The 19,085-nt window shown below is 47.8% G+C and carries 13 protein-coding genes and 1 rRNA gene; 3 read left to right on the top strand and 11 right to left on the bottom strand.

The features are described from left to right. From L3C95_RS34865 to L3C95_RS34850, 4 genes are all read right to left on the bottom strand, one after another. Positions 1-331 (bottom strand): 16S ribosomal RNA (locus L3C95_RS34865); the annotation flags it as partial. Positions 332-875: 544 nt separating this feature from the next. Further along, on the bottom strand, positions 876-1,628 hold the full coding sequence (gene truA / locus L3C95_RS34860) for a tRNA pseudouridine(38-40) synthase TruA (protein WP_236395294.1): 753 nt from the start codon (positions 1,626-1,628) through the stop codon (positions 876-878). A 103-nt stretch (positions 1,629-1,731) separates the two neighbouring features. Further along, a complete protein-coding gene (locus L3C95_RS34855) occupies positions 1,732-3,510 on the bottom strand; it encodes a DUF4476 domain-containing protein (protein ID WP_236395293.1) in 1,779 nt (592 codons plus the stop codon). Between the two features lie 81 nt (positions 3,511-3,591). Further along, positions 3,592-4,092 carry a biotin/lipoyl-containing protein gene (locus tag L3C95_RS34850; RefSeq protein WP_236395292.1) on the bottom strand — a complete coding sequence of 167 codons (501 nt, stop codon included), beginning with the start codon at positions 4,090-4,092 and terminating at the stop codon, positions 3,592-3,594. 177 nt (positions 4,093-4,269) lie between these two features. Here L3C95_RS34850 and L3C95_RS34845 point away from each other — a divergent pair, with 177 nt between their 5' ends. Next, entirely contained in the window at positions 4,270-6,807 is a 2,538-nt protein-coding gene (locus tag L3C95_RS34845) for a M1 family aminopeptidase (RefSeq protein WP_236395291.1), read from the top strand. A 255-nt stretch (positions 6,808-7,062) separates the two neighbouring features. Here the strand turns inward: L3C95_RS34845 and L3C95_RS34840 are convergent, their stop codons facing one another. The 5 genes from L3C95_RS34840 to L3C95_RS34820 are packed head-to-tail and all read right to left on the bottom strand — an operon-like array spanning position 7,063 to position 12,919. Further along, complete coding sequence (locus tag L3C95_RS34840) at positions 7,063-8,466, bottom strand: MBL fold metallo-hydrolase RNA specificity domain-containing protein (protein WP_236395290.1); 1,404 nt, start codon at positions 8,464-8,466, stop codon at positions 7,063-7,065. 39 nt (positions 8,467-8,505) lie between these two features. Beyond that, a complete protein-coding gene (locus L3C95_RS34835; RefSeq protein WP_236395289.1) occupies positions 8,506-9,009 on the bottom strand; it encodes a DUF4442 domain-containing protein in 504 nt (167 codons plus the stop codon). A 7-nt stretch (positions 9,010-9,016) separates the two neighbouring features. Beyond that, positions 9,017-9,529: a thioredoxin family protein gene (locus L3C95_RS34830; RefSeq protein ID WP_236395288.1), complete on the bottom strand. Its 513-nt coding sequence runs from the start codon at positions 9,527-9,529 to the stop codon at positions 9,017-9,019. A 16-nt stretch (positions 9,530-9,545) separates the two neighbouring features. Next, a complete protein-coding gene (gene ppk1, locus L3C95_RS34825) occupies positions 9,546-11,633 on the bottom strand; it encodes a polyphosphate kinase 1 (protein WP_236395287.1) in 2,088 nt (695 codons plus the stop codon). Positions 11,634-11,635: 2 nt separating this feature from the next. After that, complete coding sequence (locus tag L3C95_RS34820) at positions 11,636-12,919, bottom strand: Pycsar system effector family protein (RefSeq protein WP_236395286.1); 1,284 nt, start codon at positions 12,917-12,919, stop codon at positions 11,636-11,638. 139 nt (positions 12,920-13,058) lie between these two features. Between L3C95_RS34820 and L3C95_RS34815 the strand changes: the two genes are divergently transcribed. Both L3C95_RS34815 and L3C95_RS34810 read left to right on the top strand, forming a co-directional pair. Continuing rightward, complete coding sequence (locus L3C95_RS34815) at positions 13,059-13,898, top strand: SdiA-regulated domain-containing protein (RefSeq protein ID WP_236395285.1); 840 nt, start codon at positions 13,059-13,061, stop codon at positions 13,896-13,898. A 10-nt stretch (positions 13,899-13,908) separates the two neighbouring features. After that, the gene (locus L3C95_RS34810) at positions 13,909-17,580 is read left to right on the top strand and encodes a BamA/TamA family outer membrane protein (protein WP_236395284.1); all 3,672 of its coding nucleotides are present in this window, start codon (positions 13,909-13,911) and stop codon (positions 17,578-17,580) included. A gap of 105 nt (positions 17,581-17,685) precedes the next feature. On the opposite strand, the gene ltrA is transcribed toward L3C95_RS34810, so the two are convergent. Together ltrA and L3C95_RS34800 are read right to left on the bottom strand one after the other, a co-directional pair. Further along, a complete protein-coding gene (ltrA, locus tag L3C95_RS34805) occupies positions 17,686-18,939 on the bottom strand; it encodes a group II intron reverse transcriptase/maturase (RefSeq protein ID WP_236395283.1) in 1,254 nt (417 codons plus the stop codon). Beyond that, positions 18,890-19,085 (bottom strand): hypothetical protein (locus tag L3C95_RS34800; protein ID WP_236395282.1); only part of this gene is annotated, 196 nt, incomplete at its 5' end. The genes ltrA and L3C95_RS34800, both read right to left, overlap by 50 nt.

Genomic DNA, 19,085 nt, shown 5'->3' with positions numbered 1-19,085 from the left:
CCCGTGTCTCAGTGCCCGTGTGACTGGTCGCGCTCTCACGCCAGTTACTGATCGTTGGCTTGGTGAGCCGTTACCTCACCAACTACCTAATCAGCCGCACGCCCATCTTTAAGCGAAATTCTTTAATTGCTGAGTGATGCCACTCCACAATCTTATGGGGTATTAATCCGAATTTCTTCGGGCTATCTCCCACTTAAAGGAAGGTTACGTACGTGTTCCGCACCCGTTTGCCGGTCGCCGCCCAGTATTGCTACCTGCGCTGCCCCTCGACTTGCATGTATTAGGCCTGCCGCTAGCGTTCATCCTGAGCCAGGATCAAACTCTCCATTGTAAAGAAGTTTTGATACTGACTGTGTAATTTCTCTCGAAATTAGACGTCATTTATCTAATGTTTTCGCTTGACATTACCTGTGTAAAATGTTTGCTGTTGTTTCCATTCTTTCAAAGAACTTTAGCTAAGCCATTTGCTTAACCTTTCGTCAATGTCTCAGATCCGATCTGTGTGGCACTTGCTGCCGGACATCTTTTTTTTTCTTAAGAACTTTCTCGTTTGCTACCCGTTCGCGTCGTTTGCGTTGGGGTTGCAAAGGTGTATTAAATTTTCATTACCACCAAATATTTTTTGAAGATTTTATTTTAGCGATCGTTTTAGCAACAATCAGTCTAAATTCAATAGTATAGGACTTTTCAGTTGACTATACCTCATCAAAAAAAGAGAATTTCTATACTTGGGAAGAGCTTTTGTATCAGTTGCTTTCTATCGAAGCGGGATGCAAAATTAGGAGTTTTTTCTTTACCACCAAATAAATCTTGAAAGATAACTGGCACGATTATACTAATCACCTATTTATCAATCTATTAGGAAATGATATTTTTTACTGCACCATGTCGCTCAGCAGCCCATCAGGGTAATTTACCTGCATCAAAAACAAACCCTGCGGCGGTACCGCAAAATCAGCATTCACACAGTTCCGGCTCTCTATCGCCTCCCTGAATCCCTGCATTGACAGCTTCCCCCGGCCTACCCGCAACATCGTTCCTACCATACCCCGCACCATTCCCCGCAAAAACCGGTTTGCTGTTACATTATACACAATACGGTCCTCACCTGCCGTCCAGGCTGAAGACATAATATTGCAGTTGTAAGTCTTCACCTGCGTATTCCGCTTGGAAAACGTCATAAAATTCTGGTACTCCATCAATACTGCCGCCGCTTCCTGCAACAGTCCCACATCCAGCCGGTAAGGGAAAAAATACCCCCTGTCCTGCAGGAAAGGGTCCTTGTGCATGTACAATGTATATTCATAAGACCTGCTCAGGGCAGCAAAACGGGAATGCGCATCGTCCGGCACCCGGTACACATGCTTCATCACCACATCCGGCGGCAGGATCGCATTTACTTTATACAGGAACTGAGGATGCAAAGGTTGCTCTATATCAAAATGCAGGAAATTCTGTAACGCATGCACCCCGGCATCCGTACGGCTGGAACCCGTCGTCACCACCGCCGTACGCATCAACGTACTGATGGCATGATCTATCGTAGACTGGACCGTGTTCGCATTATCCTGTATCTGAAAACCGGCAAAACTGCTCCCCTTATATGCTACCTCTATAAAATATCTCATAATTCCTGATTGCGACCGCGAAGGTACGTGCGCAAAAATAAAAAAGGTCACAAAGTTGCTGTCATACAACCCTGTGACCTTCCGGATAATTTTATGCTAACTGCTACTTATGCAACATCGCTCTGAAACGCCCTTTGTAATAACTGTCGGATAATAAGCTTTCCATTCCGGCATATTCGTCTGAATGATACGCTTTCGGATAAGCCAGATCCAGCAGGCGATACCTGGATTCATCCGTTCCCATTAGCTGCACCAGCGTCTTAATCTGGGAAGACTCCAGGCAGTAACCCTTTGTCTGCTTCCGGAACGCATCCAGCATACCGTCATCATCCTTTCCGGCAACAAACTTTCTCAGCATTTTGCGGAAAGTTTCGTCATCCATCACCTTTCCACAATCAGAATTGATCATTTTCAGGGAAGAGCTTTTAGCCGCCGGTGCCGCTTCCGTTACAACCGGGGCTGCCACGTCAACGCCTTCTCCTGCAGTGTCCTTCTTTTTCTTTTTATCTTTTTTGCCCGCATGATCAATAGATAAATCAGTTACCTCATATCCGGTCGGATCATTCACTACATTATTAGGACGCTCTGTAGCATCTATTGTATCGATCTTCTCAGCGAGCTTACTACGCTTTTTCTTTTTATTGCCCGCCGGTGTTTCTTCAGCAGGAACGGCTGTCTCAACTGACGCATCCCCTGTTGCCGGCGCTGGCGCTGCTACACTGCCTGCAGGTGGCGCCTGATGTCCTCCTGTATCCACGAAATCAATGAATGCGGGATCATCGGCTTTTTTCTTCCGCTGTTTCTTTTCCTTTTTTGTCACTGCCGGTGTCTCTTCCTTCACTGGTTGAGTGTCAGAAGCCACAGGCTCTGTGGATGGACTCGCGGTTTCTGCTACCGGCTGTGTTGCCGGCGGAGCCGGTTCAGTCACCGGAGGCACTGCCGCAGGTGTCACTTCTGCGATAGGTTGATCCTTCGGAGTTTGTTCTGTTGCTTTATTTTCTTCAGCCAGGATTGCACTGGCCAGTTGTTTTTCCTCTTCTGTCAAAGGCTCACGCTCTCTTCTTCTGCGCCGCTGCTTTTTAGGTGCCGTTGTCTCTCCAGCTGGCGCCACTGCTGTGGTTTCTGCCGCCGGCGCTGCAACAGCCGGTGCTTGGGGCTCCTCAAGTACAATATCATCCGGACGGTCGTCACTTACCACCTTATCCAGGGCCTGGGAGAATTTATTGGATTGCTTTACAGGACGGGTACCCGGTCCGACTGCTACCCCGCTCTTTGCAGGAAATGTAGAATCAAGATCTTTCTTCAGTGAAGCCATCATAGCTCGTTTCTGCTCATCTTCCGAAACCGGAGCCGGTGGTGCCGGTACGGGGGAGGCTGGTACCAATGCGGTATCTGCTGATGCCGTAGCCGGTGCTGTTTCCGGCACATTTGCCGCTACCTCCGGTGCAGGTGCTGTTTCCTGGGCTGGTGCTACTTCTGTTGCCGGAGCTTCCGCTGCTGCTACTGCCTCTTTTTTCTTCTCCTCTCCCGGCCTGATCACCGCGAAAGTCTGCAGATTGAATAATGCATATCCCCGGTCACCGTCCTGCTTCAACAGGTACCCCTGATCGGCCGGTCCCGTAATACGCACCTGGTATTGACGCTCCGGCGCATCACTTTTGGCGAAACCAATCCGGAGAGAGGCCGTACCAGCCGGCATTTTGGAAAGGATCAGATAACCCCTGTCTGAAGACGGGATCAGCTTACCATCATATCTAACATAAAAAGGCTGGGATCTCTCACTTTGTATATAGACGAAATACTGCTGCTCCTGGGCCAACATGCGGATGGTCATCCCAAGAAAAAACAATGTGAATAAAGATCTCTTAAAAATTTGCGGCATACACATTTCTTGAATAACTACGAACGACGGACTAATCCGTCATTCCAGATCGCTTATGATTGATTTAATTAATTACAAAATCTATTCCAAGATAACCAGTACCTCCCCCTTCTCTACTGCCGTACGTTCTTTTACCCTTACCTCTTTTACCACGGCATCAGCCGCTGCTTTGAATACATTCTCCATTTTCATAGCTTCCAGTATCAATACCGGATCGCCTTTTTTTATGGTCTGCCCCGCCTCTACCAGTACTTTCAGTACCAATCCGGGCATAGGCGCCTTCATATCATTCACCTTACGCGTCAGGGCATCCTTCATGCCCATATCCGCCAGCAACTGATCGATCGGCTCCTCAATCGCCACCTCATACTCCTGCTGATCTATCATAATAGTGACCGTTTTTGTATCCCGGTCCACTTTTATCACCTGGGCCACATAGCTCCTGCCGTCCAGTATAATACTATGATTTCCATTGGGCAGTGTTACTCCCGACCATTTTACAGGCTGGCCATTACTGGTAAAAGAGGACATATCCGTATCGACTACAAACGGCTGATCTCCATTCACAATTGCTTTTATCATAACATGGTATTTAACTGGACAGCGACAAAAATAAGATTTTTAAACACTTACCGGGCGCGGGCTTTGCGAATGATCCTGAATTATGGCCAATTATCATGATTTAGTTAACATTAACAGCTCAGATCACAATTATTTGTGATAAAACCTGTTAATTCGTGCCAAAAACAGTTAACAATCATGTTCAAACCTTTGCAGCACACGCTCAAAAGTGTACTGTTAGCCAGTCTCTCAGGGATACTATACGTTACCCCGGTTGCTGCGCAACAGGCCCCCTCACAGCAGGAAGATCCCTCCCTTAAAATCTATCGCGCCACCTCAACTAAAGTGCATGACCTGGTCCATACCAAACTGGATGTTCGTTTTGATTATGCCAAAAGATATCTGATAGGAAAAGCCTGGCTTACCCTGAAACCGCATTTTTATAAGACTGACTCCCTTACACTGGACGCTAAAGCAATGGATATCAAACAGGTAGCCATCGTAAAGGGTGGAAAGAACGTTCCCCTCAAGTACCAGTACGACAGTCTGCAACTGCATATTGCCCTGGATAAGGCCTACCAGAGAACCGAATCCTTTACTGTCTATATAGATTACGTAGCCCGTCCGGAAGAAGTTAAGTCGCAGGGCAGCTCCGCCATCACAGATGCTAAAGGCTTGTATTTCATCAACCCTGACAGCAGTGTAAAAAATAAACCGGTACAGATCTGGACACAGGGCGAAACGGAATCCAGCTCCGCCTGGTTCCCTACCATCGACCGTACCGCCCAGAAAACCACCGAAGAGATCAGTATTACTGTAGATAAGAAATATGTGACCCTTTCCAACGGTAAACTGGTTAGCCAGAAAAACAATGCTGATGGCACCCGTACCGACTTCTGGAAAATGGATCTCCCGCATTCACCTTACCTGTTCATGATGGCGGTAGGCGACTTCGCTATCATCAAAGATCAGTGGAAAGGTAAGGAAGTGAATTATTATGTGGAAAAAGCATATGCTCCTTACGCCAAAGCCATTTTCGGTAATACCCCCGAAATGCTGACTTTCTACTCCAACCTGCTTGGATACGAATATCCCTGGGCAAAATATTCCCAGGTGGTAGTAAGAGATTATGTGTCAGGTGCGATGGAAAATACCACCGCTACCATTCATGGCGACTTCCTGCAGAGAACAGACAGAGAACTCCTGGACAATAACAACTACAACGAGTCTGTGATTGCCCACGAACTATTCCACCACTGGTTTGGCGACCTGGTAACAGCAGAATCATGGAGCAACCTGACACTGAACGAGTCTTTTGCAGATTATAGCGAATACCTCTGGATAGCATATAAATACGGTAAAGATGCTGCAGATGATCATGCATACAAGTCAATGCAGAGCTATCAGAAATTTGCCCAGTACTCCGGCGACAGAGACCTGGTACGCTTCCACTACCGTGATAAGGAAGACATGTTCGACGCTATCAGCTACCAGAAAGGTGGCCGTATTCTGAACATGCTGCGTAATGTTGTAGGCGACAGCGCCTTCTTCAAATCGCTGAACCTCTATCTCAAAACAAACGCGTTCAAGGCTGCTGAAGCTCACCAGCTGCGTCTGGCTTTTGAAGAAGTTAGTGGCCAGGACCTGAACTGGTTCTTCAATCAATGGTACTTCGGACAGGGCTATCCTGTACTGGATATTAAATCGAGCTACGATGAAGGTGCTAAAACCGTTACTGTTACGGTAGAACAGCAACAACAGGGCAATAAACTTTTCCAGTTGCCGGTAGCTATTGATGTTTACGCCGGTGGCAAAAAGGTGCGCCACCAGGTGACCATTACCGACAAAGTAAGCACGTTCACCTTCCCTTCTGCCGCCAAACCGGACCTGGTTAATTTTGACGGCGACAAGGTGCTGCTGGCTACTAAAAAGGAGAACAAGGATATCAATGCCTACATCTTCCAATACTCCCACGCACCTCAATACCTGGACCGCCGGGAAGCTATCGAGGCTTGTCTGAAAGAACAGAGCACCAATCCGGCAGCCCTGAAAGTGCTGGCCGCTGCCCTGAAAGATAAGTTCTATGGCCTGCGTGCAATGGCTATCAGCGGTCTGAAACTGACAGATCCTACTGTAAAAGATGCCACTTTCGCGACCCTGCAGGAACTTGCGAAAAAAGACGAAAATGCAACAGTACGTGCGGCAGCGCTGGCACAACTGGGTACGCTGAAGGACGTTAAATTAACGCCGCTCTTCGAAGCAGCAGCAAAAGACCGTTCTTATGCAGCTGCAGGTGCAGCCCTGGAAAGCCTGGGCGCCCTGAACCTGGAAAAGAGCTATACACTGGCGAAACAAATGGAGAAAGACTCCAAAGGCGCTTTAAGCAACGCCATCGCAGCTATCTACGCCCAGAAAGGGAACGAAGCCGACCTGGCTTTCTTCGCTAAGACCTTCAATGAAGCCAGTGGCCAGGATAAACTGGATGCGGCGATCCAATACCTTTCCATCCTGAGCATCGTTGACAATACCGATGAAGTGCTGAAAGGTGTGGAAGATATCAAACAGATGGCCCTTTTGTTCAACAACAAAATGGTTAATAACTACCTGGTGAGCCTTCTGCAGCCGATAGCCAGAAATAAAGAAGATAAAGCTGCTCTGGCCAGCCCCGATAAGAAAACGGGTCTGCTGAAGCAAAGTGAGTTTATGAAAAAAGTAGCCAGCGAGCTGAAGAACTAATGTAACTGAAGTATAAAAAGAAAGGGGTTCGTTTTAGACGAGCCCCTTTTTTTATACTTTATGTACCGGTAAGCGAAGAAGAAATATCGAGCTAAAGGTGTCGGTATGAGTTCCATTTGAGCAGGATTTAACAATGCTTCTCCTATGCTCATCTTACGTTCATCTTACGTTCAAAGACGTAAGATGAACGTAAGATGAGCATAGGAGAACCGAAGCTTGAACCTGATCAAATCGAACTTTGATCAGCGAAATAAGTTACCCTAAACCTATCACAGCATGCCGCTCGGGTATCTCAACATCCGAAAAACCTTTCTTCGTCAACCAGTTACGGAATACCTGCTGTACTTCATACTCCCCGTGTACCAGGAATAACTTCTTTACAACCCTGGGGTCCTGGCAGGACAACCACTGGCTAAGGTCTTCATAATCGCCATGCGCGCTCATGGAACGGATCACACCTACTTCCGCCCTCACATCATAGCGGGTGCCGTAAATAGAAACTTCCCTGGCCCCTCTCATCAGGCGGCCGCCCAAAGACTGCGGCTCACAATATCCAACTATGAGTATTGTATTCCGGCTATCGCCGATATTGTTGGCAATATGATGCTTCACCCTGCCGGCCTCCGCCATTCCTGAAGCGGAAATGATCACACAGGGAGATTCCCGGAAGTTCAGCGCTTTTGATTCATCTACCGTCTCGATATAGTGTAACCCCGGGAAGTCAAAAGGATCATCGTCGATCTCCAGCATTTTGGCAACGGTCTTATTGAATACTTCCGGATGATGCCTTACAACGTCGGTGGCCTCGAGCGACAAGGGACTATCCACAAAGATGTCCACCTTGGGAAGCTTTCCCTCCAGCCCTGCCCTGTTCAGGGCATACAACAGCTCCTGGGTACGGCCTACACTAAAGGCTGGGATGATCAGTTTCCCTTTCTTTACTTTACAGGTGTCATGAATATATTTGATCAGCAGATCATCTGAGGGAGCAGCCTCCGCATGCAAGGTGCTGCCGTAGGTAGATTCCAGTAAGATGTAATCTGCCTGGGGGAAGATTTCGGGGGATCGTAATATCGCGTCATTATATCGCCCAATGTCTCCACTGAAAGAGATCTGTGTAGTCTTCCCATTTTCCGTAGCGCGTACATGCACCGCTGCACTTCCTATAATATGCCCGGCGTCTGTGAAATACACTTCAACATCCTCATCAATCCGGAACCAGGTCCTGTAATTTACCTTCTTCAACGCAGCAACACTACGCTTTGCATCATCCACAGTATATAGAGGCGCTACTTCAGGCCTTCCCTCTTTTCTCAGTTTCTTGTTCTTAAACTTTGTATCGTCTTCCTGGATCTTCGCAGAATCCAGCAGCAGGATCTCTACCAGATCAAAAGTGGCCGGTGTGCAATAAATAGTTCCCTTAAACCCTCTTTTTACCAGTAATGGTATCAGTCCTGAGTGATCTATGTGTGCATGTGAGAGGATCATGTGGGTAACCTCCGCCGCCTCAAATCCGAAGTCTTCATTCATCGCGTCCGTCTCCCTGCCCATTCCCTGGAACATACCGCAGTCCAGCAGTATCTTCTTGCCGTTCTTTAACGAAATAAGGTGTTTAGACCCGGTAACTGTACGTGCCGCTCCGTGAAATGCAATTTTCATGTGGTGTGTTTGAAATGATCTGTAATGGTATATTCCTGTCTATAGTTTTCCCTTGAACGACCAGGTAATGGCGAAAGAGGCAATTACTGTGCCATCGCCGCTTTTCCCGATACTATGCACTGTAAGCACTTCAGGCTCGCCCGTAGCGGCGGTACGTGCTATAGCGGCCTGTATTGCAGCTCCGTCATGGCAGGTGAACCAGGTCTTACCGGTGGCCTTTTTCACGAATGAAGCTTCCATACCTGTCACCAGCATGGACACACGTTTAGGAGCGGCGGCGCGTATATACATCATGGACAGCAATCCCGTACTCATCTCTGCTGCCATTGCGAGGCAGGCAAAATAGGTGGAGCGGAAGGGATTCTGCGACAACCATCTGAAAGGAACTACCGTCGTGCATTGCCCGTCCTCCAACTGTTTCAATCTTACTCCCGCCAGCCATGCGCTGGGCAACTTCCATAATAGAAAAAGTGAGAACTTAAGCGGGTGCCCGGCGAAACGGAGAAATGACCGGACAGCTGGATGAAACGTGGCGTGCTCCATAACGGCTTTATTGATTTGTGTAATGGGCAGAATTCAATGCATCCGGCGACCACTGCTTCAGCATATCGGCCACCTTTTCTTTATCGTAAGTGTCTGCAGACTCCAGCAGAGCGGAATTCTGCGTATGCAGTCTGTTCCCTTTGGCGTCCAGGATAACAAGCACCGGAAAACCAAAGCGTTGCGGATATTCCAATTGCTTCAGCAGTGGCAGGTTCTTGTTTTCCTTGCTGTAATTCAGATGATACACTATATAGTTTTTCTCCTGCAGTGCGTGCAGGGTTGAATCTTCATGCACAAACTTATAAAGGCGTTTGCACCAGATGCACCAGTTTCCCCCGATCTGGACCAGCACATGTTTATTCATCGCAGCCGCCTGCTGTGTTGCTTTCTGCAGATCAGCGGCTGCATCTGCACCAGGATCATAGATATGCTGGAGGTCCAGGGCGGGTTTTTCCTGTGCATGTGCCGTAACTATAGCACACATCATTACCACAATGGGTAGTAATAAATATTTCTGCATACGTTAATTTATCTGTCTATAATGACTGTATATACTGGTATATAGCCTGCTGGGCATTTACACGGGCAGCACCTCCCTCCGGAACGATGTCAATATTACGTATTTCCGCATCCAGTTTCACCGCATTGGTATTATCTGCCAGTTGCAGCCGGATGATCTCTTTCAATTGCTGCTGTAACTGAGCATCATACACGGGGAAGCATACCTCGATACGCCTGTGCAGGTTGCGGTTCATCCAGTCTGCCGATCCCATATAAACCTCCTCATTGCCATTGTTATGGAAGATGAAGACCCGCGCATGTTCCAGGTAACGGTCTACAATCCTGCGTACCCTGATATTGCTACTCTCCGGCTGTTCCGGCACAAGACAACAGATACTGCGGGCTATCAGATCTATCTGTACCCCCTCCTGGCTGGCGGCATACAGGCTGGCAATCATTTCCTTCTCCTGCAGGTTATTCAGTTTGATGGTGATCTTTGCTGGTTTGCCTGCACGGGCATTTTCAATCTCACGACCGATCAGCTCCTTAAAGCGGTCCATCATGTTGAACTGTGCCACCAGCAAATGCTGGAAAGTAAGGAACTTATATTTGACCGGTTGCTCCCTGGCCTGCAGGTACAGGAACAGCAATTCCAGCTCCTGTGTGATACCGGGATGGGCAGTCATCATGACATGATCTGTATAGAAGCGCGCAGTTGTTTCATTGAAGTTGCCCGTAGCCATCAGTCCCGCATAATCCCATTTGTATCCACGGCGGCGTTTCACCAGGGCGATCTTGGCATGCACTTTCAGACCGGGTATGCTATATATGATCTTCACTCCGGCGGCCTTCATCTTTTTGGCCCAACGGATATTATTAGCTTCATCGAAGCGGGCTTTCAGTTCCACGAATACCGTCACCTGCTTGCCATTGCGTGCAGCACTGATCAGTGCATTCGCGATCTGTGAGCTGGAAGCAATACGGTACAGGGTGATATAGATCTCCTGTACATTAGGATCTACTGCGGCTTCATTAAAGAAACGCAGAATGTAATCGTACCGTTGATAGGGAGCATGCAGCAGGATATCCCGTTTGGCTACTTCTTCCAGCAAACGGGGAGCTTTCTCCAATGAAGGCACCTGTACTGAAGCTTGTTTCGGATAACTGAAGGCCGGCGATCTTACCGGCATGGGCAGATCATTCAGGTCCTTCAGGTTGTGATAACGGCCACCTTCTACCATTTCTTCCGGCAGGATATGAAAATAAACTGACAACAGTTTCCGCAGGGCCAATGGCATTGCAGCATCGAACAGGAAGCGGGTAGGGATGCCGAGTTCCCTTTTCTGGATCATCGTCTCGACCTGTTCAAGGATATCGCTGGCCAGTTCATTCATGTCAGTTTCCGCGTCGCGGGTGATCTTGATGCTGTAACATCCGTTCACCGTATATCCCGGGAACAGGAAACCTACATTCTCCCTGATCACATCATCCAGCATGGCAATGTAATACACATTCTCCAGTGCAGGCAATTCAATAAAGCGGGGTAATACAGCGCTGGGAATATTCACCAATGCGTATTGCAGCATATCAGGAGTAGTATCTTCCGTGAGTGCAACAACAAAGTACAGCTGGTTATTCTCCAGGAACACCTCTTCCGGCTTCTTTTTCCTGAGCCACAATGGCTGCAGGAAGCTCAGCACCCTGGTCAGGAAATACTCCCGGAGGTGCTCAAGATGTAAGGTGTGTAAAGGTTCGTTGTAATACAGGTGTATATTGTAACTACGCAATGCAGGCAATAACTGCCCTGTTAATGTACGTCCGAATTCTCCCAGCTGCCTGTTAATCTCCTGCTGTATGGCAGGCAGGGTATCCTGAGAAAGGATCTCCTCTCCAGCAGCATCGGGATTACGGTGTAAGAGCTTGTTCACCGCCAGCACAGCCGGCATACGCACACGGAAAAATTCATCTAAGTTGGAAGAGAAGATAGAGAGGAATTTGATCCTTTCATACAGCGGCACTTCCTCATCTTTAGCCATGCATAGTACCCGGTAGTTGAACGACAACCAGCTAAGGTCACGGTCATACAGCGGCACATTCGTAGAAATAGTCTTGTTGTTAGTCATGCTTAATTCTTCACCGGAAAAAATAGGGCGGCTATCAGGAACGCCAATACGGAAATGATCAGTCCAAACATAAAGATGTTGTAGGCGATGCGTAATTGTTTATACTTTTTGCCCAATACAACACCGAGGTGGTAAATATCCTGTATCATGCTGCCGTATACGTATTCATTGTCTTTCATCATTTCAGTCATACCCCAGGTATAGTCTTCCAGTGACATCCTATGGAAGTTACCGAAGAAGAGCAGGTTGGTCTTTTTACTGTCGATGTCTGCCTTGGTAAATCTGCCGACATTGATATTAGGACGGGTAGCCAGTACGGAGAAGATGATGGTCAGCACCCCGGTCAGCAGGAATATAAAGGCAGGAATGATCAGGTTGGGATAATCTTCCAGTCGTCTGAACAACACACCCAATATAACGGATATGATGATAGAGTTCACTGAGATCATGATGTGCGCCTTACTGTCGGCCATAGAGCTGAGGCGGATATGGTTGGTAGAAGTGGTTCGGAACATGGTTTCCACGCCTCTTCCCGGCTTGGGTTCCTTGTCTTTCTTGTCCTTATCCTTTTTAATCTTTTCTTCCTTTATAGGAGAAGGCACTCCATTATCAGCAACAATTGTTGCTATGGATGTTTCCGGCGCATCTTTCTTACCGGCTTTTTCTTTCTTATGGGCTTTTTCTTCCTGTTTTTCCAGTTTACTTTTCAACTTGACGATGTTTTCTTCTTTTTGTTGTTGCAGCAATGCCTTGCAGTATGCTGTAAAATAGTGATGGGATTCCTGCAGGCGCAGAGAACCTGCGTTCCAGGTAGCGCCTGGGATCTCCCGTCCCAGCGTTAGTTCCATTTCCTGCCTCAATAGGCGGGAGCGTTCTTTAAAGTCTTTGGTACCGAGGTGAAACAAGTCGGCATCACATACGATCTCTTCCAGCAGGTTCTGTGGGCTCTGTGGCATTTTTGTAGCCATAATACAGCCTGCTATCTGCAGTTGTACATTTTCAGGAATCTGTTGTACATTTAAGAACTCCCTGGCCATCTGCGCTCCTTTCTCCTCATGCATTTTCGTTTCTCCCATCAGGTAGCCCAGATCATGGAACCAGCAAGCCACCAATACTACGAGCAGTTCGTTGTCCTCCAGCCGGTAATGCGCTGCAATCTGCTGTGCTGCTGCAACTACCAGCTTTGTGTGTTCTAGATTATGATACACCAGGTTAGGGTGAGGACGTTCCTGGTATTGCTTCGCAACATATGATTCTGCTGCTTCTATGATTAATCCTGTTTGCATAAGCCTTAGTTAAAAAAGCGAAACTGAGATCAGCAAGTTACTGCATTTTTAAGTTAATTTTATTCCACGAATACGCAATGCCGGATACAGTGGGCCTGATGCTCGCTGTCTTTTGGCATTGAATATTAACTACTCATCTATGCAAGTAAGATATATTGCGTTCTTTTTCCTGTTTCTGTCCTGCAATGCATTCAATCGCGAGGATAAACAATATAGCTCTCCCAAAGGTTATAACCTTGCAGAGCCTACCCGTTACCGTGTCAGACAGTCCATGCAGGAGATATCGGGCATCGTCATGGCTCCCGATGAACATCACATCCTGTCCATTAATGACGAAGAGGGAAAGATCTACTCCATAGACGTGAATGCAGACAGGGCGTACCCTACTTCCAAGTTCGATAAAAGCGGCGACTATGAAGATCTGGCCACAACCGGTACTGACTGGTTTGTGCTGAAGAGCAACGGTCACCTGTATCATATCAATGGCATGTTCACCGACACAGTAGACGCCACCCATTATAAACTATCCCTTCCGGGTAAAAGGGAATTCGAAAGCCTTTATTTCGACGCAAGAGACAGTAGCCTGGTGGCAGTATGCAAGAATTGTGAGGAAGACAAAAGAGAAGGCTTTACTACCGCTTACCGTTTCCGGCTGAATACGATGGAATACGATCCTAAGCCTGCCTACCGTATCAATGTAGCAGATATTGCCAGGTTAACAGGCGGGGATGTAGGCCATTTCAGGCCCTCTGCTGCAGCCATTCATCCAATAGAACACCGGCTATATATTGTAGCTGCTATCAACCGCCTGCTCGTTATCACCGACCTTGACGGTAAAGTACAGGAAGCTTATAATCTACGGCATCGCCGCTTTCCGCAACCGGAAGGCATCTCCTTCACCGCAAACGGCGATATGTACATTTCCAACGAAGCAGTAGACGAATCACAGGCCAGCATTCTGAAATTTAAGTACCATTGAACTCATCACGATGATTAGCATTTTACCAAAAGCGAGACACATTTTACCCCTCCTCTTCCTGCCACTGCTCACGCAGGCCCAGATGACAGACGATAGCCTGGCACGCAGGGTTATCCTCATAGGAGACGCCGGAGAGTTGCATAAAGACGGGCGTAACCCGGTCGTAGACGCAGTGAAACAACGAATTAATCTACAGGATGCAAGAAACACCGTATTATTCCTGGGCGACAATATATACCCTCTCGGACTGCCGGATGCCGGCTCGTCCAGGTATGATGAGGCCAGACAAATACTTGACTACCAGGTAAACCTGGTGAGAAATACTCCTGCGCAAGCCATCTTCATTCCCGGCAACCATGACTGGAAGCGTTCCAAACCAGACGGATGGCAGACAGTGATCAACCAGCAGCTGTATGTAGACTCCTTACAACTGCCCAATGTTAATTTCCTGCCTAAAGATGGCTGCCCCGGTCCGGAAGAGGTTCACCTGGACAACAACACCACTTTGATCATCATGGATACAGAATGGTGGTTGTTCCCTTATCAGAAACCAGGTTCAGAATCTGCCTGCGATACTAAAACAAGGGAAGAGGTGCTTACTGAACTGAACGATATCGTTAGCCGTAACAGGAATAAACTGATCATCTTCGCAGCACACCACCCTTTCAGAAGCTACGGCATACATGGTGGCTACTATACGATCAAACAGCATATCTTCCCTTTCACTGATCTGAAAAAAGGACTGTACATTCCTTTACCGCTGATCGGGTCTATCTATCCCATCACCCGCGGTGTATTCGGTACTCCGGAAGATATTCCCAATCCGCTCTACCAATCAATGATCCGGGGAGTGGAAGCAGCCATTAAACCACATGGGCCGGCCATCTTCGTTTCAGGCCATGACCATACCCTTCAGCTCATCAAAGACGAACAGAACTTCTATGTCGTAAGTGGCTCTGGCGCGAAAGAAAACAGGGTGAAGAAAGGTAGCAAGTCGCTCTTTGCCAGCAATGAGAACGGCTATACCGTACTGGAAATATCAAAAAGCGGTCGTGTGGAAGTGAAATACTACACTGTCGATAAAACAGATGCACCGGTATACGCACAACAGCTATTCAGCCTGCAGGATGTGCGTTCCAGCACTATCGCCAATGCCAGTCCTTCTGCCAGCCAGCTGCCAGCTACGGTTGTTATGCCGGCCGATTCACAATATACCGGTAAGTCAGGTTTCCATTACTGGCTGATGGGAAGGAATTACCGCAATGTATGGGCTACTCCACTCAGCTTCCCGGTTTTAGACCTGAACAAGGAAAAGGGAGGATTGAAGATCGTGAAACGCGGAGGTGGCATGCAGACCCTCTCTCTGCGCCTTGAAGATAAAGACGGTAAAGAGTGGGTACTCCGCTCCCTGAAGAAATATCCGGAAAAGGCTGTACCAGAGGCTTTACGGGAAACTGTTGCCCGCGATGTCGTACAGGACCAGATCTCTGCTGCCAATCCTTACGCCCCACTGGCAGTGATCCCACTGGCGGATGCTGCAGGAGTACATCATACAAACCCAACTTTCGTATACCTGCCTAAAGATACGGTCCTCGGCATTTATGAGAATACCTTCGGCGACGATGTATACCTCTTTGAAGAAAGAGAACCAGAGGTAAAGGGAAAAACACTGAATACGCCCAAGGTGCTGGAACAGCTGCATGGAGATAACGACAATACCGTAAATCAGCCAGCAGTACTGAATGCACGCCTGCTTGACCTGCTGATAGCAGACTGGGACCGCCACGACGACCAGTGGAGATGGGCAGAAGAGAATGGCAAAAAGGCAAAGACGCAAAAATACTTTCCTATCCCCCGCGACCGCGACCAGGCATTCTTCGTAAATGAAGGCTTCCTGCCACGTGTGGCGTCCAGGCGCTGGGCATTGCCCAATATTCAGGGTTTCCGTCCCAAGATCAGATATATAGAAGGTCAGAACCCTACCGCACAACCTTTTGACCGTTCTTTCATGAACGAGCTGAGTGAACAGCAGTGGAAAGACATTACCAGGAACTTCGTGCAGCATATCACCGATTCTGCCATCAGGGCTGCAGTGAACCGCTTCCCGGACAGCATCAGAACGGAAGTAGGCGAGCGTACGTACAACACGCTGAGAGCCCGCCGGGATATACTTGAGAAAGAAGCCCTCGTATTGTACCGCTTCCTCTCTAAAAACGTGGAAGTGACCGGTAGTAAGAAAAATGAACTGTTCACTGTTGAACGTCTGGCAGGCGGATTGATGGATGTAACAGTTACCAAGATCAATAAAAAAGGCGAACTGGAACAGGTGATCTATCACCGTACTTTCGATCCTAAAGATACCCGTGAAGTAAGACTGTTCGGCCTCGGTGGTGAAGACAAATATGTGGTGAAAGGCGATAACGGCTCCCCTATCAAAGTGCGCATCATCGGTGGTAAGGATACAGATACTTATGTGGATAGTACCGGCAGCCATGCAGGTAAGCGTATCCGCATTTACGAACTGGCCAACAGGAAAGACAGTTTTGATATGCATGGCAATGACAAACGTATCCTGTCGTCCAATCCGGACATCATCAGGTATGAACGTACCTTCTTCCGTTTGAATTACAACAAACTGATGCCGCTGGCGTCTGCAGCATTTAACGCGGATGATGGTCTGTCACTGGGCGCTGGTTTCCAGTACACTACACAGGGCTTCCGTAAGCGCCCATTCGCCACAAGACATACTGTGCTGGCCGGTCACTCACTGGGTACCAATGCATGGCAGTTCCGTTACCTGGGTGAATTCACCGATGCGATCGGTAATTCTGATCTTACGATCACAGCCAGTGCAAAGGCCCCTAACAATACGATCAACTTCTTCGGTTTCGGTAATGAAACGGTTTTTGATAAGTCAAGGACCATCCGCTACTACCGCACACGTTTCTCGCTGTTTAATGTCGAACCTTTACTGAATACTAAACTGTCAAGGAATGTGGAGCTGTATTATGGACCTTCTTTCACCTACTACAGTCTTGATAAAGATGAAACAGTTGGCCGTATTATCTCAGATTTCCCGCACAACGGACTGGATTCGCTGTCCGTTTACCGGTCTAAGACATACGCTGGTCTCCGCCTGGGATTAAGGATAGACACCCGCGACAATGCCCTTGTTCCAACAAGAGGTATCAGCTGGAATACCTCTGTGTATGGCAGCCAGGGACTGAATGAGGAGAAACGCAATTACCTGCAGGCACAAACAGATCTGAGCATTTACACCAACTTCCATGTACCAACCAGCGTTGTACTGGTAACCCGTTTCGGAGCGAATAAGATCTGGGGCGATTATGAATATTTCCAGGCAGCAGCCATTGGTGGTGTGCAGAATCTCAGGGGATATCGTAATTACCGCTTCACCGGTAATGCAGCGGTGTACAACAACCTGGAGCTGCGCGTTAAACTGTTTGATTTCCGTTCTTACCTTTTCCCTGCCAGTGTGGGCCTGCTTGCCTTTAATGATGTTGGCCGGGTATGGTTCCCCAACCAGAAATCAGCCATATGGCATGATGGCTATGGCGGCGGCGTTTATTTCACGCCTGCTAACCTCGTTGTACTTTCAGCAGTAGTAGGCCGTTCTGATGAAGGCGTATTACCATATGTCACTTTCGGATTCAGGTTCTGATATCCGGACAATCGAGTAGGAAGTAAGGGATTACTTCCCCTACTGTCCTCTCACACCACCGTACGTGCCGTTCGGCATACGGCGGTTCATTAAACATAAACAGTTTCAGCAAGGCTTTACTATGTCCATCAGACTGGTAAAGCCTTCTTGCTTTAAGTAGCTGTTACTCAATGCACGTGTAAGTATGGGACTATGCACGCTGCGCCATTTCCCTTTACGGGTGTTACCCCATTGGTAAGCTTGACCTGCAGGGATTCCTAGTTTTATTAGCGCTGCTATACGGGTTCTGGTCCTTTTCCATTGTTGCCAATAGCATAGACGCAAACGACTTCTAACCCACTTGTCCAGTTCTTTAAACACCCATTTGGCTTCGCTTAGTTTAAAGTAATGACCCCAGCCAGTGTTTAGCTGCCGGATTTCATCCAATCGAGCTGACATGCTATATGGTTTACTGCGCAAGGTAATTGAACGGATTTTGTCCTTATAGGAGGTTATGCTCTTACCGTGAACATTGATGCCTTTTTCACCTTTGCGGTGATAAAATGTAAAACCAAGCAATTTCATCTTCCATGGACGGGTTACGCTGCTCTTTTCTGTGTTTACCTTGAGCTTTAGTTCCTTTTCTATGTACTGGGTTATACTCTCCATTACACGGTCGCCGGAACGTTTGCTCTTCACATAAATACTACAGTCGTCAGCATAGCGTACATAACGATGACCTCGTTTTTCCAGTTCCTTGTCTAGCTTATCAAGGATAATATTAGACAACAGTGGACTTAACGGCCCCCCTTGTGGAACACCTTGTTTACTGGCTACACGCGTTTTACCATCGTCTATCTCGCTCCGCAGTATCTTATGGATTAACTTTAGGACCCGTTTGTCCGTTATTCGACGGCTCAACTCATTCATCAGGTAGTCATGGTTTACCCGGTCAAAGAACTGCGACAAGTCAAGGTCTACTACATGGCTGTAGCCTGCATTGATGTATTCCTTTGCCTTTAAGGCTGCCTGATGCGCATTCTTTTCACTGCGGAATCCGTAACTGGTCTCTGAGAATGCGGGCTCATATAGCCTCACCAATACTTGGGCGATAGCTTGTTGGATTAATCGGTCCATGTACGTGGGTATCCCTAAGTGGCGTTCACCGCCATTGGGCTTGGGTATCGTTACCCGCCTTACGGCACTCGGTTGGTAGCTCCCTGTTTCCAGCTTCGTTTTAATCTGTGCCCATTCGCGTTGAAGTTGACTAAGGAAGTCTTTCGCTTCTATTCCGTCTATCCCTTTCGCTCCTTTGTTGCCTACCACTCGCTCATAGGCCGATGCCATGTTTGACTTGCTTAGGATTTCTTCCAGTAACATTTCTTCTACTTTTTTTTCCTCTGTCTCCTTGTTTCTTTCCTTCCTTCAAGATGTCGTTCAGCGCTCCCTGATACCCTTTTGCTTCCAGCGTAGCTCTTGCAGGGCAGCTCTCCATTCGGAGTTTTCTGCTTTCTTTACGATCATCC

Source organism: Chitinophaga filiformis (assembly GCF_021646545.1).
GTDB classification, from domain to species: domain Bacteria; phylum Bacteroidota; class Bacteroidia; order Chitinophagales; family Chitinophagaceae; genus Chitinophaga; species Chitinophaga filiformis_A.
Note: the sequence above shows the minus strand (reverse complement) of the source record. Positions and strands in the feature narration are given on the sequence as shown.

What these genes read in the sequence shown, in the direction of transcription:
- ltrA (WP_236395283.1), bottom strand. Translation starts at nt 18,939, where the DNA reads ATGTTACTGGAAGAAATCCTAAGCAAGTCAAACATGGCATCGGCCTAT.
- L3C95_RS34835 (WP_236395289.1), bottom strand. Translation starts at nt 9,009, where the DNA reads ATGGAGCACGCCACGTTTCATCCAGCTGTCCGGTCATTTCTCCGTTTC.
- L3C95_RS34830 (WP_236395288.1), bottom strand. Translation starts at nt 9,529, where the DNA reads ATGCAGAAATATTTATTACTACCCATTGTGGTAATGATGTGTGCTATA.
- L3C95_RS34820 (WP_236395286.1), bottom strand. Translation starts at nt 12,919, where the DNA reads ATGCAAACAGGATTAATCATAGAAGCAGCAGAATCATATGTTGCGAAG.
- L3C95_RS34845 (WP_236395291.1), top strand. Translation starts at nt 4,270, where the DNA reads ATGTTCAAACCTTTGCAGCACACGCTCAAAAGTGTACTGTTAGCCAGT.
- L3C95_RS34855 (WP_236395293.1), bottom strand. Translation starts at nt 3,510, where the DNA reads ATGCCGCAAATTTTTAAGAGATCTTTATTCACATTGTTTTTTCTTGGG.
- L3C95_RS34850 (WP_236395292.1), bottom strand. Translation starts at nt 4,092, where the DNA reads ATGATAAAAGCAATTGTGAATGGAGATCAGCCGTTTGTAGTCGATACG.
- L3C95_RS34810 (WP_236395284.1), top strand. Translation starts at nt 13,909, where the DNA reads ATGATTAGCATTTTACCAAAAGCGAGACACATTTTACCCCTCCTCTTC.
- L3C95_RS34815 (WP_236395285.1), top strand. Translation starts at nt 13,059, where the DNA reads ATGCAAGTAAGATATATTGCGTTCTTTTTCCTGTTTCTGTCCTGCAAT.
- ppk1 (WP_236395287.1), bottom strand. Translation starts at nt 11,633, where the DNA reads ATGACTAACAACAAGACTATTTCTACGAATGTGCCGCTGTATGACCGT.
- L3C95_RS34840 (WP_236395290.1), bottom strand. Translation starts at nt 8,466, where the DNA reads ATGAAAATTGCATTTCACGGAGCGGCACGTACAGTTACCGGGTCTAAA.
- truA (WP_236395294.1), bottom strand. Translation starts at nt 1,628, where the DNA reads ATGAGATATTTTATAGAGGTAGCATATAAGGGGAGCAGTTTTGCCGGT.